Source organism: Cellulomonas sp. SG140 (genome assembly GCF_025770785.1).
Taxonomy (GTDB): Bacteria; Actinomycetota; Actinomycetes; order Actinomycetales; family Cellulomonadaceae; genus Cellulomonas.
This window is the reverse complement of sequence record NZ_JANZLA010000005.1, coordinates 243,196-258,206: the sequence shown is the minus strand read 5'-3', so window position 1 is coordinate 258,206 and position 15,011 is coordinate 243,196. Positions and strand designations below refer to the sequence as shown.

Annotated in this window: 14 protein-coding genes; 8 read left to right on the top strand and 6 right to left on the bottom strand. The window is 75.1% G+C overall.

The annotated features are described in order from the left end of the window. Window positions 1–43 precede the first annotated feature (43 nt). Complete coding sequence (locus N0B34_RS11620) at window positions 44–1,990, top strand: glycoside hydrolase family 127 protein (protein WP_263731551.1); 1,947 nt, start codon at window positions 44–46, stop codon at window positions 1,988–1,990. Beyond that, window positions 1,987–3,786 carry an amylo-alpha-1,6-glucosidase gene (locus N0B34_RS11615; RefSeq protein ID WP_263731550.1) on the top strand — a complete coding sequence of 600 codons (1,800 nt, stop codon included), beginning with the start codon at window positions 1,987–1,989 and terminating at the stop codon, window positions 3,784–3,786. Before N0B34_RS11620 ends, N0B34_RS11615 begins: the two co-directional genes overlap by 4 nt. Window positions 3,787–3,793: 7 nt before the next feature. Here the strand turns inward: N0B34_RS11615 and N0B34_RS11610 are convergent, their stop codons facing one another. Further along, a complete protein-coding gene (locus N0B34_RS11610) occupies window positions 3,794–4,504 on the bottom strand; it encodes an FMN-binding protein (RefSeq protein ID WP_263731549.1) in 711 nt (236 codons plus the stop codon). A 123-nt stretch (window positions 4,505–4,627) separates the two neighbouring features. Then, the gene (locus N0B34_RS11605) at window positions 4,628–5,509 is read right to left on the bottom strand and encodes a fructose bisphosphate aldolase (RefSeq protein ID WP_263731548.1); all 882 of its coding nucleotides are present in this window, start codon (window positions 5,507–5,509) and stop codon (window positions 4,628–4,630) included. A gap of 205 nt (window positions 5,510–5,714) precedes the next feature. Between N0B34_RS11605 and N0B34_RS11600 the strand changes: the two genes are divergently transcribed. After that, the gene (locus N0B34_RS11600; protein WP_263731547.1) at window positions 5,715–7,361 is read left to right on the top strand and encodes an ABC-F family ATP-binding cassette domain-containing protein; all 1,647 of its coding nucleotides are present in this window, start codon (window positions 5,715–5,717) and stop codon (window positions 7,359–7,361) included. A gap of 89 nt (window positions 7,362–7,450) precedes the next feature. Here N0B34_RS11600 and N0B34_RS11595 read toward each other — a convergent pair whose 3' ends face one another. Then, window positions 7,451–7,999, bottom strand: a complete 549-nt coding sequence (locus N0B34_RS11595; RefSeq protein WP_263731546.1) for a hypothetical protein — start codon at window positions 7,997–7,999, stop codon at window positions 7,451–7,453. 98 nt (window positions 8,000–8,097) lie between these two features. Next, a complete protein-coding gene (locus tag N0B34_RS11590) occupies window positions 8,098–8,577 on the bottom strand; it encodes a DUF2231 domain-containing protein (protein WP_263731545.1) in 480 nt (159 codons plus the stop codon). Between the two features lie 246 nt (window positions 8,578–8,823). Between N0B34_RS11590 and N0B34_RS11585 the strand changes: the two genes are divergently transcribed. The 4 genes from N0B34_RS11585 (at window position 8,824) to N0B34_RS11570 (ending at window position 12,412) form a co-directional block, all read left to right on the top strand. Continuing rightward, window positions 8,824–9,207 (top strand): hypothetical protein, encoded by a 384-nt coding sequence (locus N0B34_RS11585; protein WP_263731544.1) that lies wholly within the window; start codon window positions 8,824–8,826, stop codon window positions 9,205–9,207. A gap of 150 nt (window positions 9,208–9,357) precedes the next feature. Then, window positions 9,358–10,545, top strand: coding sequence for a lactonase family protein (locus N0B34_RS11580; protein WP_263731543.1), 1,188 nt, complete (start codon window positions 9,358–9,360; stop codon window positions 10,543–10,545). Between the two features lie 83 nt (window positions 10,546–10,628). Then, entirely contained in the window at window positions 10,629–11,312 is a 684-nt protein-coding gene (locus N0B34_RS11575) for a response regulator transcription factor (RefSeq protein WP_263731542.1), read from the top strand. Beyond that, window positions 11,309–12,412, top strand: a complete 1,104-nt coding sequence (locus N0B34_RS11570; protein ID WP_263731541.1) for a sensor histidine kinase — start codon at window positions 11,309–11,311, stop codon at window positions 12,410–12,412. Before N0B34_RS11575 ends, N0B34_RS11570 begins: the two co-directional genes overlap by 4 nt. 7 nt (window positions 12,413–12,419) lie before the next feature. Here N0B34_RS11570 and N0B34_RS11565 read toward each other — a convergent pair whose 3' ends face one another. Together N0B34_RS11565 and N0B34_RS11560 are read right to left on the bottom strand one after the other, a co-directional pair. Continuing rightward, on the bottom strand, window positions 12,420–12,833 hold the full coding sequence (locus N0B34_RS11565; protein WP_263731540.1) for a hypothetical protein: 414 nt from the start codon (window positions 12,831–12,833) through the stop codon (window positions 12,420–12,422). Then, a complete protein-coding gene (locus N0B34_RS11560) occupies window positions 12,830–14,125 on the bottom strand; it encodes a serine/threonine-protein kinase (RefSeq protein ID WP_263731539.1) in 1,296 nt (431 codons plus the stop codon). The genes N0B34_RS11565 and N0B34_RS11560 overlap by 4 nt, the downstream gene beginning before the upstream one ends. 201 nt (window positions 14,126–14,326) lie before the next feature. On the opposite strand from N0B34_RS11560, the gene N0B34_RS11555 reads away from it, so the two are divergent. Next, window positions 14,327–15,001, top strand: coding sequence for a metalloregulator ArsR/SmtB family transcription factor (locus N0B34_RS11555; RefSeq protein WP_263731538.1), 675 nt, complete (start codon window positions 14,327–14,329; stop codon window positions 14,999–15,001). Window positions 15,002–15,011: the final 10 nt, after the last annotated feature.

The following is a 15,011-nucleotide window of genomic DNA, read 5'->3' as shown; positions in this document are numbered from 1 at the left end:
TGCCCTCACCGTGCCCTCATCTCGACAACGGAGCTCTGCACCCATGACCTCGGACCTCGTCGACGCCGACCGCGCCGGCCTCAGCGGGCGGCTCGACCCCACGGGCGGCCGACCGGTGGTGCCCGCCCGTGGGGCGCTGCGTCCGCTCGGCCTGCACGAGGTGGCCCTGACCGACGGCTTCTGGGCCGGGCTGCAGCGCACCAACGCCGATGCGACGCTCGAGCACTGCGAGCGCTGGATGGGCCGACTGGGCTGGCTGGCCAACTTCGACCGGGTCGCCGAGGGAAGCACCGCCGGGGCGGAGCGGCCGGGCTGGCAGTTCTCCGACTCGGAGGTCTACAAGCTGCTCGAAGCACTGGCGTGGGAGTCCGGGCGCACCGGGGACGTCCGGGCGGAGGCGGCCTTCCAGCGGCTGACCGCGCGGGTGGTGCGGGCGCAGGACGACGACGGGTACCTCAACACCTGCTACGGCCACGCCGGCCAGGCACCGCGGTACTCCGACCTGGAGATGGGTCACGAGCTGTACTGCACCGGCCACCTGCTGCAGGCGGCGGTCGCCCGGCTGCGGACCCACGGTGCGGACGCCCTGGTCGCGGCGGCGCGGCGGGCTGCCGACCACGTGTGCGCGACGTTCGGCACCGATGGCCTGCAGGGCATCTGCGGCCACCCGGAGATCGAGGTCGGCCTCGCCGAGCTGGGTCGGGCGCTGGACGAGCCCCGGTACACCGAGCAGGCACGGCTGTTCCTCGAGCGCCGGGGCCACGGCACCCTCGCCGACATCCCGCTGGGCCGGGCGTACTTCCAGGACGACGTGCCGATCCGCGAGGCCGACGTGTGGCGCGGGCACGCGGTCCGGGCGCTGTACCTCGCGGCAGCCGCCGTCGACGTCGGTGTCGACACCGCGGACGACGAGCTGGTCGACGCCGTCGTCCGGCAGTGGGAGCGCTCCGTGGCCCGGCGGACCTACCTGACCGGCGGCATGGGCAGCCGGCACCAGGACGAGGGGTTCGGTGAGGACTGGGAGCTGTCACCGGACCGCGCGTACTGCGAGACCTGTGCGGGGATCGCGTCGACGATGGTGTCCTGGCGGCTGTTCCTGGCCAGCGGTGACATGCGGTACGCCGACCTGATCGAGCGCACGTCGTACAACGTCGTCGCCACCTCCCCGCGATCGGACGGGCGCGCCTTCTTCTACGCCAACCCCCTGCACCTGCGGGCGGCGGGTCAGCCGTCCGACGACGACCAGGTGAGTCCGCGTGCCGAGGGCGGCAGCCGCGCGGCGTGGTTCGACGTCTCGTGCTGCCCCACCAACGTCGCCCGGACGCTCGCCAGCTGGCACACCTACGCCGCAGCCGTCCGCGGCCAGGAGCTGGTGCTGCTGCAGTACGCGAGCGGCCGCATCCGCACCGTGCTCGAGGACGGGACCGTGCTGGCGCTGGACGTCGAGACGGCCTACCCGGACGACGGTGCCGTGGTGGTGCGTGTCGTCGAGGCGCCCGCCACGCCGGTCACGCTGACGTTCCGGGTGCCGGCCTGGAGCCCGGACGCGGTCCTCACCACGCCGGAGGGGCCACTGGGTGCCGAGGGGCGGCGGTCGGTCTCGGTCGTGCGCGTGCTGCGGCCCGGTGACGAGCTGACGCTCCGGCTCGACGTCTCCCCCCGGCTGACCTGGCCCGACCGGCGGATCGACGCGGTCCGCGGCTGCGTCGCGGTCGAGGCAGGGCCGCTGGTGCTGTGCGCCGAGCAGACCGACGTGCCGGCCGGGATCGACCTGGCCGACCTGGTCGTCGACGCCTCCGTGGCGCCGACCCGTCGGGACGAGCGGGTCACCGTCGCCGCAACCGTGGTGCCGCCGGCCGACCGCACCTGGCCCTACGACGGCACGCAGGCCGGTGACCAGGGTGGACGCCTCGAGCTGCCCCTGATCGCCTACCACCGGTGGGCCGAACGCGAACCCGGTGAGATGCGCGTCTGGCTGCCGGTCCGATGAGCGCCGCGACGAGTCCCGCGGTCGCGGGGGTGTCCGCCGGCCCGCTGTTCGACGTGCGGGAGGTGCCGTTCAGCCGGCGCGGCTCCTGGCTCGACCTGTCCCCGGTGATCGGGTTGCACCAGCGGGCCGACGACGTGCACCTGGTGTCCCACCAGACCGGTATGCACCCCGTGCTGCGGCTGGTGCCGACGATCGCCGGCGAGCGGGTCGCGACGGCGCTGACCGCGACGCCGGGGGTGCTGACGTGGACGGCGGACGGTGCTGGTGCGGGGGACGCGGCCACCGCCGCCACGGGCGGCGCGGCGGGCACCGTCGAGGCGGCCTTCGAGTCGGTCGACACGGTGCGGCTGCGGGGTCGGGGGCTCGGGCTGGTGCTCGCCGACCCCAGCTCGTCACTGACCTCGTTCACCGGCCTGTACCTGTTCCGCGACCCGATCGACGGCTCGGCCGTGCTGACGTCGTACGAGACGGGGCGCCGCTACCGCATCACCGCGCTGAGCGGCGAGCTGGACGTGCTCGGTGCCGAGGCGCTGGGCGAGGCCACCCGCACCGTGACCGTGGCCGGCGACGAGTGGGAGCTCGTCGTCGAGGAGCTGGAGACGGCCCGACCCCCCTACCGGCGGCGGCGGACGTTCGACGACGTCGTCACGACGAGCGCCCACGACTTCGCCACCTACCTCGACCAGGTGGCGCCGTGGCGCGACGGCTCGACGCCCGCCGCCGCCCTCGCGGCGTACGTGATGTGGTCCGCCACCGTGCGGCCCGCCGGGTTCCTGGGCCGCGAGGCCGTGCTGATGTCCAAGCACTGGATGGACAAGGTGTGGAGCTGGGACCACTGCTTCAACGCGCTGGCCCTCGCGCCGGGCCGACCGGCGGAGGCGCTCGACCAGCTGCTGCTGCCGTTCGACCACCAGGACGCCTCCGGCGCGCTGCCGGACTCGGTGACGCACTCCGAGGTGCTGCACAACTTCGTCAAGCCGCCGATCCACGGCTGGGCCGTCGCCCGGCTGCGCGCCGCGCTCGCCGAACCGCTGGACGCCGCGACGCTCCGGCAGCTGTACGACGCGCTGGTCCGGTGGACGGACTTCTGGCTGACGTCCCGGCGGGTGCCGGGGCACGTGCTGCCGCACTACCAGCACGGCAACGACAGCGGCTGGGACAACGCGACGATGTTCGACGCGGACCGGGTGGTGGAGGCGCCGGACCTCGCGGCGTTCCTGGTGGTGCAGCTCGACGTGCTGGCGGGGTTGGCCGACGAGCTGAGGTCGGCGTCGCAGCCCGGTGCGACGCAGACCGGCGACGGCGCGCAGTGGGCGGCCCTGCGCGACCGGCTCGCCGCAGCGCTGGTGGACCAGCTGTGGACCGGCTCGGCCCTGGTGGCCCGGAACCCCGGATCGGGCCGCGCCAGCAGCAGCACCAGCCTGCTCCCCCACCTCGCGCTGCTGGCCGCCGACCACCTGCCGACGGACGTCGTCGACGCCGTGGTCGAGCAGCTCGACGCGTTCCTCACACCGTGGGGACCGGCCACCGAGCGGCCCGACTCGCCGCAGTACGAGGCGGACGGCTACTGGCGCGGTCCCATCTGGGCGCCGTCGACGATGCTCCTGGTCGACGGCCTGCGCCGGGCCGGCCGGGACGAGCTGGCCGACGAGGTGAGCACGCGGTTCCGACGGCTGTGCGAGGCGCACGGGTTCGCGGAGAACTTCGACGCGCTGACCGGCGAGGGGCTGCGCGACCGGGCGTACACATGGACGGCCAGCTGCTACCTGGTGCTGGCGCGCGAGGCGGTCCGCTGAGCCTGCGTCAGCCGCGGTGGTCGATGGCGTACTGCAGCGACTGCTTGTACCCGGCGGACGTGTAGGACGCCCCGGACACCGCCGCGATGTTCGCCGAGCCGGCCGCGACCGCCTCGCGGGACAGCACCGGGACGGAGAACGAGCTGACCTGGCTGCTGTAGCCACCGGACGGTGCCTGCAGCGCCTGCGCCGCGGTGATCGCGGTGCCGGTGAACGTCACCTGCACCTGCACGGGGCCGTACGGGGTCTGGACGGTGGAGCCGACCACCACGGTGGTCACCGGTGCGGGCGGCGGTGGTGCGGGAGCCGGGGCGGCGGGCTTCGGCGCGGGCACGGGCGCGGTGGTGCGGGTCGCCGTCGGGGTCGCGGTCGGGGACGGTCGCTGGGTAGGGACGGTCGGCGTGCGCGACGGGGTCGGCGACGGCGTGGCCGACGGGTGCGGCCCGCGGCCCCAGCTGAGGCTGCTGCCGGTCGCCGTCGGCGTGGACGACGGTGTGGCGACGGCCGCCGCCGTGACCGGTGCGCCCGTGGCGGCGCCGTGCGCGGCGGTCGCGCGCAGGTCCGGCGTCGTGGTGAAGAACCGCACGCCGGCCGCCGCACCGATGGTGACCAGCGTCGCGGCGTACAGGGCGGAGCCGCGCGACGGCGGCGTCATCGGACGGTCGCCGGGCGTGCTGCGCCGGTCGGGGTCGGCGCGCTCGTCGTCATGGGGCCCCACGGCACCAGCCGATTCTCAGAGGATTCTGAGAACGAGCGTGGCGCCGTCGCCGGCGTGTCGCGACGACGGCGCCGTGCGGTCGGCCCCCGGCGGGCGTCCCGGGCGGGCCTCCCGGCCCGCGGCTCAGGTCAGCGACGCGTCGTAGATCGCCTGGATGGAGCCGTCGAGCACCGCGTCGAACTCGTCGTCGGACTGCTGCGCCGTCAGGCCCTCGGTCAGCGCCCGCGAGAAGCTGGCGATCACCCCCGGCTGCCGCGCCAGCCGCTGCACCGCCTCCGCACGGGTGTAGCCGCCGGACAGCGCCGCGACGCGCAGCACGTGCGGGTGCTCGACGAGCGGCGTCCACCAGCCGTCCTGGTCGGGCAGCGTCAGCTTGAGCATCACCTTGGCGTCCGTCGGCAGCCGGTCGAGCCCGTCGTGCAGCGCCGAGCGGAGCACGTCCTCCGCCTGACCCTTCGTCGGGCTGTGGATGTCCACCTCCGGCTCGACGATCGGCATCAGCCCCGCCGCGAGGATGCGCTGCGCCAGCTCGAGCTGCTGGTCGACGATCGCCGCGACGCCGCCCTTGTCGGCCTGCACGACGAGCGAGCGCATCTTGGTGCCGAACACCCCGTGCCCGTTCGCCCTGCTCAGCGCGTCGTCGAGGTCCGGGATCGGCTTCATCAGCCGCACGCCGTCGGCCTCGTCCACCAGCCCCTTGTCCACCTTGAGGAACGGTGCGACGTGCTTGACCTGCCACAGGTACTCGGCGGCGCCCATGCCGCCGATCTGGCTCTCCATCGTGCGGTCGAACAGGATCGCGCCGACGATGCGGTCGCCGCCGAACACCCGGCTGGTGATGATCCGCGAGCGCATCGCGTGCACCAGCTCGAACATCTGCGCGTCGTCGGCCCACGTCTCGATGCCGTACCGCTTGAGCGCACCGGGGGTGGAGCCGCCGCTCTGGTCCAGGGCGGCGATGAAGCCGCGGCCCGTGGCCATCTGCTGGAGCTGTTCCGTGCTCATGACCCCTCCATCGCGGCGCTGCCCGACGACGGCCCGGCGACTCGCTCACCGGTGAGGCGGCGCCTGCTGCCAGTCTTCTCCGCCCGCCGGGCGGGGGCCAGTGCCGGCCGGCGGAACCCGTGCCGACGCCGGCCCGTCCTCCATCGACCGCTCGCGCCAGGAATCCGTTCGGGGTTCACGCCGGCCCTGCCGGACAATCCTCGGCATGAGCGCGACCGTGCAGGCCAAGGGGGTGGCCGCCGGCTTCGGCGATCGCGAGCTGTTCTCGGGGGTCGACCTCGTCGTCGCGCCAGGTGACGTCGTCGGGCTCGTCGGGCCCAACGGCGCCGGCAAGTCCACGCTGCTGCGCATCCTCGCCGGCGAGCGTCGGCCCGACGCAGGGACCGTGTCGGTGTCGCCCACCCACGCCCAGCTGGGCTTCCTCGCGCAGGAGATCGAGCGGCGACCGGACGAGTCGGTGCACGCGCACCTGGAGCGGCGGACCGGCGTCGGCGCCACGCAGGTGGCCATGGACGCCGCGGCGGAGCGGCTGGCCGCCGGGGTCGACGGTGCGGACGACGAGTTCGCCGAGGCGCTCGAACGCTGGATGGCCCTCGGCGGTGCGGACCTGGAGGCCCGCACCGGCTCGGTGCTGGCCGACCTGGGCCTCGGTGTGGACCCCGGGCTGCCGATGACGGCCCTGTCCGGTGGCGAGGCGGCCCGCGTCGGGCTCGCCGCGCTGCTGCTGTCCCGGTACGACCTCTACCTGCTGGACGAGCCGACCAACGACCTGGACCTGGAGGGGCTGGCGCTGCTCGAGGACTTCGTCGCTCGCTCGTCGGCGCCCGTCGTCGTCGTCAGCCACGACCGCGAGTTCCTGTCCCGCACCGTGACGTCGGTCGTGGAGATCGACCGCAGCCTGCAGCGGGTGGCCGTCTACGGCGGCTCGTACGACGCCTACCTGGACGAGCGCTCGACCGCTCGGCGGCAGGCGCGGGAGGCGTACGAGGAGTACGCGGCCCGTCGGGACGCGCTCCAGGCGCGGGCGCGGATGCAGCGCGCCTGGATGGAGAAGGGCGTCCGCAACGCCCGGCGCAAGGCGACGGACAACGACAAGTTCGTGCGGAAGTTCCGCGGTGAGACGTCGGAGAAGCAGGCCGCCAAGGCCCGGCAGACGGACCGGATGATCGCTCGGCTCACCGAGGTGGCCGAACCGCGCAAGGAGTGGCAGCTGCAGATGACCATCGCGGGCGCACCGCGGTCCGGCAGCGTGGTCAGCGTCGCGCGGCACGCGGTGGTGCGGCGCGGCGACTTCCGGCTCGGCCCGGTGGACCTGGAGCTCGACTGGCAGGACCGGGTGGCGGTCACCGGCCCGAACGGCGCCGGCAAGACCACGCTGCTCGGCCTGCTGCTCGGCCGGCTGACCCCCGACGAGGGCCGCGTCGACGTCGGGTCCGGTGTGCTGGTCGGCGAGGTGGACCAGGCGCGAGCCGCCTTCGAGGGTGACGACGCCCTGGTCACGGCTTTCTCGCGCGAGGTGCCGGACTGGCCGACGGCCGACGTGCGCACGCTGCTGGCGAAGTTCGGGCTAGGTGGCCACCACATCCCGCGGCCCGCCACGTCCCTGTCGCCCGGGGAGCGGACCCGGGCCGCGCTCGCCCTGCTGCAGGCGCGCGGGGTGAACCTGCTGGTGCTGGACGAGCCGACCAACCACCTGGACCTGCCCGCGATCGAGCAGCTGGAGCAGGCGCTCGAGGCGTTCGACGGCACGGTGCTGCTGGTGACCCACGACCGCCGGATGCTCGACACGGTGCGGCTGACCCGCCGGTGGCACGTCGAGGACGGTCAGGTCACCGAGGTCGTGCCCGACTGATCCACCCGCGCCGGGGCCCCTGGTGTCGGCGGGCGGCCGGGTGCGGAGGGGCGCCCCGCGCGGGGGCGCCCCTCGCCTCGGGCCGCTGGTCAGTCGAAGACGCGGCCGAGCAGGCCCTTGGACACCTGGTTGGGCCGCTGCATCTCGCCCTGCTGCGCGCCGAGCACGATGATCGTGCCGACCAGCGCCGGGGTGACCCACTGCAGGATGCGCTCCTGGCGCTGCGCCGCGGCCACCTCGTCGGACGTGCTGGACGACGGCGTGACGCCGCTGTACGCCGGCTCGGACGAGCCCTTCGCGATCTTGGTGCCGAGCATCCCGCTCCAGGCGGTGGTGCCGAGGGCCGCGATCGTCAGCGCCGTCTTCACGACGGTGTTGGCCGTGACGCCCTCCTGGGCCTGGACGCGGCCCCGGTTGGCCAGCAGCAGGCCGGCACCGCCGACCAGGTGCGCGCCGATGGCCAGGGCGTTCACCGGTGCCCACTTCGCCCAGCCCATGGACGCGGTGTGCACGCGCTGACGCGGGTCCTCGACCTCCTCGGACGCGCCGTTGAGGCCGATGGCGCCCATCAGGCCGCCGCCGAACCAGGCCGCGGCACCGAGGTCGTGCAGGGATCGGACGAAGGTGTTGGAGCTCATGGGGTGGGTCCCTCCGGTCGCTGTCGGGACCACCACCATCCGTCGATCCGGCCGCGAGCGCCCGTCGAGAGCGCGCCCCGCGGCCCGTTCCGGGGCCGTCAGCCCTTGCCGACGCTCGACAGCTGGCTGGTGCTGTGCTGCCACACCGCGCGGGCCCCGGAGTCGCCGACGCGGTACACCTGCCACCCCGTGGCCAGGCTCGCGACCACGGACAGGACCGCGAGCGTCAGCGCGAGCGGACGGGCCAACGCCGGGCCGGAGCGGGCCCGACGGGTCACCCACCACAGGGTCACGGCGAGCGCCGCGACGGGGAAGACGAAGAACTTCAGCTGGTCGCCCAGCTCCGCGTGCTCGCCCACCGGGCCGATCTGGGCCTGCAACGACTCACCCGTCTCCGAGGCGACCGGCGTCAGCACCAGCGCGACCAGGGCGATCAGCGCACCGAGCCCGGCGTACCGGTCCCGCCACCGCGGCACGAACGTCAGCACGAGCAGCCAGACGACCGCGAGCGGCACCAGCACCACCACGGCGTGCACCACCAGGGGGTGCAGGGGCAGACCGTTGAACGAGCTGGGCATCGTGGGCCTCTCGGACGGGCGCCGCCGGTCGGCGCGACGGGTGCGGGTGCTGACGGCGTGCGGCGCACGGTGACCGCCGCCGACGTCGCGGGCGCCCGCGGCCTGCCCAGTATCCGCGCCGGCACGCGTAGCCCGGTCGACGCGTCCGTCCGCAACCAGGAATCAGCTGGCCTCGCAGGGGGGTCGGCACGTTACGGTCCCGCCCATGTTCGCGACCCTGCGCACGCACCGACAGGCGGTGCGACCGTGACCTCCACGCCCACCGACTGGATCGAGCACCGTCGGGCGGGCGACCGCGAGCTGCTCGGCTGGCTGCGTCTGGAGGACGACGGCGCCGTCGCGATCGACCGGCTCGGCCGGACGGCGTCCGGCGTGCTGCCGTGGGACGAGGCCGAGGCGGTGCTCGACGAGCGCGGCATCGGCTGGCTGGCCGACCTGTGGGAGCTGGAGCTCGACGGGCGGCCGGTGCGGGTGCGGCTGCGCGAGGTGTCCACCGAGCGGGTCGTCGTGACCTACGACGACCACGGGGACGTGCACACCAAGGTCGACGCCATCGAGCTGCCGTTCCCGGCGCCCGAGGCGCTGCGGCCCTTCAGCGGCGACCGGCACGTGCTCGACCCGCACGCCTGAGGCCGTCGGCGCGGGACGTCACCGTCTCGTAAGCACCGGAACCCTTGTCCGGCGGGTGAGGCGGTCCGCACAGTGGACGCATCCGGTTCACCGGCGAACGCCCTGGTCAGGGGCGCGCGGTGGGCCTTCGTCCGCTCCCTGGAGGTTCCGATGTCCCCTCTGCACGCCCTCGTCCGCCGGCGCACCGTCCTTGCTGCCGTCGGCGCCGCCGCCGCGCTGGCCCTCGTGCCCCTCGGGGCGTCCGGGGCGCTCGCCTCGGACGGCGCCGACGGCGGCCCCGACGGCCACGGTGCACCCGGCGCCGTCTTCGTCCAGCTCAACGGCACCACCGGCAACACGATCGCGGCCTACACCCGGCACGCCGACGGCACGCTGACCGCGGCCGGGCGGTACGCCACCGGCGGGCTGGGCGGCACGCAGGTGGGCGCACCGCTCGACGCGCTGGCCTCCCAGGGCTCGCTGGTGCTGGACGAGCGTGACGACGTGCTGCTCGCGGTGAACGCCGGCAGCGACTCCGTGACGGCGTTCGGCGTGCACGGCGCCGCGCTCGGCACGCCGCGGACGGCGCCCTCGGGCGGCCACTTCCCCACCAGCATCGCGGTGCACGGCGACCTGGTGTACGTGCTCGACGCCGGTGGTGACGGCGCCGTCTCCGGGTTCCGGCTGGTGCACGGCGCGCTGGTGCCGATCCCGGGGTCCACCCGCTCGCTGGGCCTGGGCGGCAGCAACCCGCCGGTGTTCATCGCCTCGCCGGGGCAGATCGGGTTCGCCGCCGACGGGCACGCGCTGGTGGTGACCACCAAGAACCACGACGAGCTGCTCAGCTTCCCGATCGACGACGCGGGCCTGCCCGCCGCCACCCCGGTGGCCACGCCGTCCGCCGGACCGGTGCCGTTCTCCTTCGTCGTCGACCGGCACGGCGGGCTGCAGGTGACCGAGGCCGGCACGGGCCGGACCAGCACGTACACCGCCGCACGTGACGGGTCGCTGCACCTGGTCGGCTCCTCCGCACCGGACGGTGGCGCGGCGCTGTGCTGGAACGTCCTGGCGGGACGCACGCTGCTCGGCGCCAACGCCGGTTCGGCGACGTTGTCGGCCTGGGCCGCACCGTGGTTCGGCCCCGCGGTGCTGACGGCGCCGGTCGCGGCCTCCACCGGCGCCGGGCCCATCGACCTCGCCGCGTCCCACGACGGTCGCTTCGTGTACGTGCAGGAGTCCGTCGCCGGCACGGTCGGCGCCTACGCCGTCTCGCCGCACGGCACCCTGACCCGGATCCAGACGGTGTCCGGCCTGCCGGCCTTCAGCGGCACCGGCATGGAGGGCATCGCGGCCCGGTGACGCCGCGCTGACCCAGGGGTGATCATCAGGACGGCCCGGCACCGCGGTGCCGGGCCGTCCCCAACGTTCGGGAAGGGACCGACGTGACGCACGTCCTCGTCGTCGACGACGACGCCACCGTCCGCGAGGTGGTCGCGTCGTACCTGCGCGCGAGCGGGCACGACGTGGTCGACGTGCCGGACGGCGAGCAGGCGCTGGACGCGATGCGCCGCACGCGCGCCGACCTGGTGGTGCTCGACCTGATGCTCCCCGGGATCGACGGCCTCGAGGTGTGCCGGCGCCTGCGGGAGGACGGCGACGTGCCGGTGATCATGCTCACCGCGCTGGGCGCCGAGACCGACCGCGTGATGGGGCTGGCGCTCGGCGCCGACGACTACGTGACCAAGCCCTTCAGCCCGCGCGAGCTGGTGCTGCGCGTGGACGCCGTGCTGCGGCGGGCCGGTCAGCAGGCGTCGCCGCAGGACGAGACGCTGACCGACGGCGACCTCGTCGTCGAGCCCGCCAAGCGTTCGGCGAGCCTGGCCGGACGCCCGCTGTCCCTCACCGCGCGGGAGCTGGACCTGCTGCGCTTCCTCGTCTCCCACCCCGGCCGGGTGTGGTCTCGTGAGGAGCTGCTGCAGGAGGTGTGGGGCTGGTCGTTCGGCGACCGGTCCACCGTCACGGTCCACGTGCGGCGGCTGCGCGAGAAGGTGGAGACCGACCCGACCAACCCGGTGCGGCTGCTCACCGTCTGGGGCACCGGCTACCGCTGGGAGCCGGCTGCATGAACGTCGCCCAGGTGGTGCTGGTCGCGGTCGGCTGGTCCGCCGGCGTCGTGGCGCTCGGGGTCGTCGCCGCGTGGCTGCTGCGCCGGGCGTCGCTGCGCTGGTCGGCGGCCGTGGTCGCGCTCGTCTCGGTGGGCGGGGTCGCCGTCGGCGTGCTCGGGACGGCCCAGGCGATGTTCCTCTCGCAGCACGACCTGCACGTGGTGATCACCGTGTGCGTCGTCTCCGGCCTGCTGTCCGTGGCCGTCGCGCTGTGGCTCGGCGAACGCCTGGTCAGGTCCACGCGCCGGCTGCGCGACGCCGCGACCCGGTTCGGCGACGGCGGTCCGTTCGAGGGACCGGCGTCGGGCCCGCGGGAGCTGACGGACATCGCGGCAGAGCTCGCGCGCAGCAGCGACCGGCTGCGGGAGGCCGCGGAGCGGGAGCGCCGTCTCGAGCAGTCGCGGCGGGAGCTGGTCGCCTGGGTGTCGCACGACCTGCGCTCGCCGCTCGCGGGGATCCGCGCGATGTCCGAGGCACTCGACGACGGTCTCGCACCGGACCCCGCCCGGTACCGGGCCCAGATGCGCACCGAGGTCGACCGGATGGTCCGGATGGTCGACGACCTGTTCGAGCTGTCCCGCATCCACGCCGGCGCGCTCCACCTGACCCCGCAGACGCTCCAGCTCGCCGACGTGGTCAGCGAGGCGATCGCCGCCGCCGACCCGGTCGCGCGCGCCAAGGGCGTGCAGGTGGGCGGCGCCGTCGCCGGGGACGTGCTGGTGCGCGCGGACCCGGACGCGCTGGCGCGGGTGGTGGCGAACCTGGTGATGAACGCCGTGCGGCACACCCCGTCCGACGGCTCGGTGGTGATCACGGGCCGGGCCGACGGGCCCACGGTGACCGTCGCCGTGGCGGACGCCTGCGGCGGCATCCCGCCGGACGACCTCGGTCGCGTGTTCGACGTCGGCTGGCGCGGCGGCAGCGCTCGCACCCCGGACCCCGACGCGGGAGCCGGGCTCGGGCTGGCGATCGTGCGCGGGCTGGTCGAGGCGCACCACGGCGAGGTGGCCGTGCACAACGCCGCGCCGGGCTGCCGGTTCGTGGTGACCATCCCGGCGTGAGCCCTGGTCAGTCCCCGCCGTCCCCGCCGCCCTTGCCCTTGTCCTTGGGCTGGTGGGCCGGAGCCGGTGCCCGAGCGGGCGGCGGTGCGGACGCCGGCACGGACGAGGTCGTCGGGGCGGGCGCCTGGACCGCCGCGGTGACGTCGGCGAGCACCGCCGTCGCCGCGCTCTCGATGGTCGCCGCGCGCGCCGCGTCGAGCGTGCCCGCCTGACGTGCGGCGACCACGTCCGCGTTCAGCCGACCGATCGCCGCGCTGGTCGCCGCCAGGTCGCGGGCGGCGGCGGCCTGGGAGACGGCGAGGACGTCGGTCTGGAGGACCGTCGGGCGCGGTGGCGTCGCGGAGCACGCGGCGAGGGACGGCCCGACGACGAGGAGCGCGACCGCCGCAGCCGCGGCCCTCCGGCTGATCCGGCCGGTCACGGCCGCACCGCCTGCTGGAGCCGGTTCAGGTCCTGCCCGAGCTGACCGCTGACCGAGGGGTAGGTTATGGTGCCGGTGGGCGCGTGGTGGCGCGTCGTGGCGGCCAGCGCCGCGATGCCGATCAGCACCAGCGCGACGATCACCGCGACCAGCAGCACCGGTCGCCGCCCGCCCAGCAGCGACCGGGCCCCCACGGACCGCCGCACCGTCTGACGGTCCGCCGTAGGCGCCGGGCGCACCGCCGTGCGGTCGGCGTCGCGACCGTCGCCCCCGAGCTCGAACCGGCGGGTCGGGGCGAGCTCCTCCGCCGACGTCACGAGCAGGACCGCGGTGCTCGCGGCAGGCGGATCCGCCTGCGCATCCGTCGCGTCCACCGGGAACGGGAGCCGGACGGTCGCCGCGGACGCTGCCGCGTGGTCGCTCCCCAGCGCCGCCGCCACCTGCGCTGCGGTCGGCCGGTCGTCGGGCTCGAGCGCGGTCATCCGCTCCAGGACTCCCCCGATCGGCCCCGCCGCACCGGGCAGCTGCGGCTGCCGGTGCAGCCGCGCCACCGCCGACTCCACCGCGCGACCGGGGAACACCAGCTGTCCGCTGAGGGCCTCGATCAGCACCAGGCCCAAGGCGTAGACGTCCGTGGCCGGACCCACCGACCCGCCGCGCACCTGCTCGGGGCTCAGGTACGCGGCCGTGCCGACCAGCTGCCCGGTGGCGGTCAACCGGGTTCCGTCCTCGAGCCGCGCGATGCCGAAGTCGGCCAGCCGTGCGTCCACGGCCCCGCTCGGGTCGGCGCCCAGCAGGATGTTGCCGGGCTTGACATCGCGATGCACAAGACCGCGCCCGTGCACGTAGGCCAGCGCGTCGGCCACCTGCGTGCCGACCCGACGGACGTCGTCGGTGGACAGCGGCCCCTCCTGCAGCCGCCGGTCCAGGCTCTGCCCGGCAACCAGCTCCATCACGAAGAACGGCTCGTCACCGTCGAGGTGCGCGTCGTAGACCGTCACCAGGTGCGGGTGACTGAGGGAGGCCAGCAGCCGCGCCTCCGCCTGCTCGCGGTGACCGTTCAGCCCCGTCCCCGTCCGGCGGAGCAGCTTCACGGCCACCTCGCGGCCCAGGCGCTCGTCCCGGGCCAGCCGCACGTCGGACGTCGCACCGTTCCCCAGCAGCGGCCCCAACCGGTACCGGCCGGCCAGCAGGGTGCCCTGCAGGGCGCCGGTGCCGAGGTCGGGGCCGGCGCCCGGGCCGGAGCCGACGTCGAAGCCGCCCGGCGACTCGGTCGATCGCGTCGCACTCACCGTTCGAGTATCGGCGAGGCCCTGCAGCCCGGCATCACGGCACGGTCCACGCCCCGTCCCCTCCGACCACGCGACCCTCCGCCGGCTCAGCCGCCGAGCGCCGCCCCGTGCCACTCGGGCGCCGTGAGCAGGTGGCTGTGCACGAGGTGCACGTCCGGTGGCGGTTTGACCCGAGCCGATCGCTCAATCATCATTGACTCAATGAGTGACGAGCAGAACTGGGGCGTGGTGCGTCGCGCCGCCGTGCACGCGGCGCTGGCCGATCCCGCCCGGCTGCAGGTGGTCGACACCCTCGCCCTCGGCGACGCCTCGCCGTCCGAGCTGGCGCACCTGCTGGCCATGCCGTCCAACCTGGTGGCGCACCACCTCGGCGTGCTCGAGCAGGCAGGGCTGGTGAGCCGCCACCGCTCCGAGGGTGACGGGCGCCGCACCTACGTCCGGCTCGTGCCGAGGGCGCTGGAGGGCCTGGTGCCCGGAGCGACCCGTGCCGCCCCTCGCGTGCTGTTCGTCTGCACCGCCAACTCCGCCCGATCGCACCTCGCTGCCGCGCTGTGGCGGCAGGCGTCGGACGTCCCCGCCGCCTCGGCCGGCACGCATCCCGCCGACCGCCTCGCCGCCGGTGCCGTCGCCGCAGCCGCCCGTCACCACCTCCCGATGCGCCGCCTGCGACCGCGCGCGCTGGTCGACGTGCAGCGCGACGGCGACCTCGTGGTCACGGTGTGCGACCGAGCCCACGAGGAGCTTCCCGTGCCGGCCGACGTGCACTGGTCCGTCCCGGACCCCGTCCGCACCGGCACCGCCGAGGCCTTCGACGCCGCGCTGGCGGAGCTGACCGGCCGCGTGGAGCACCTGGCCCCGCTCGTCGTCCCTGCCTGACCCCGACCCC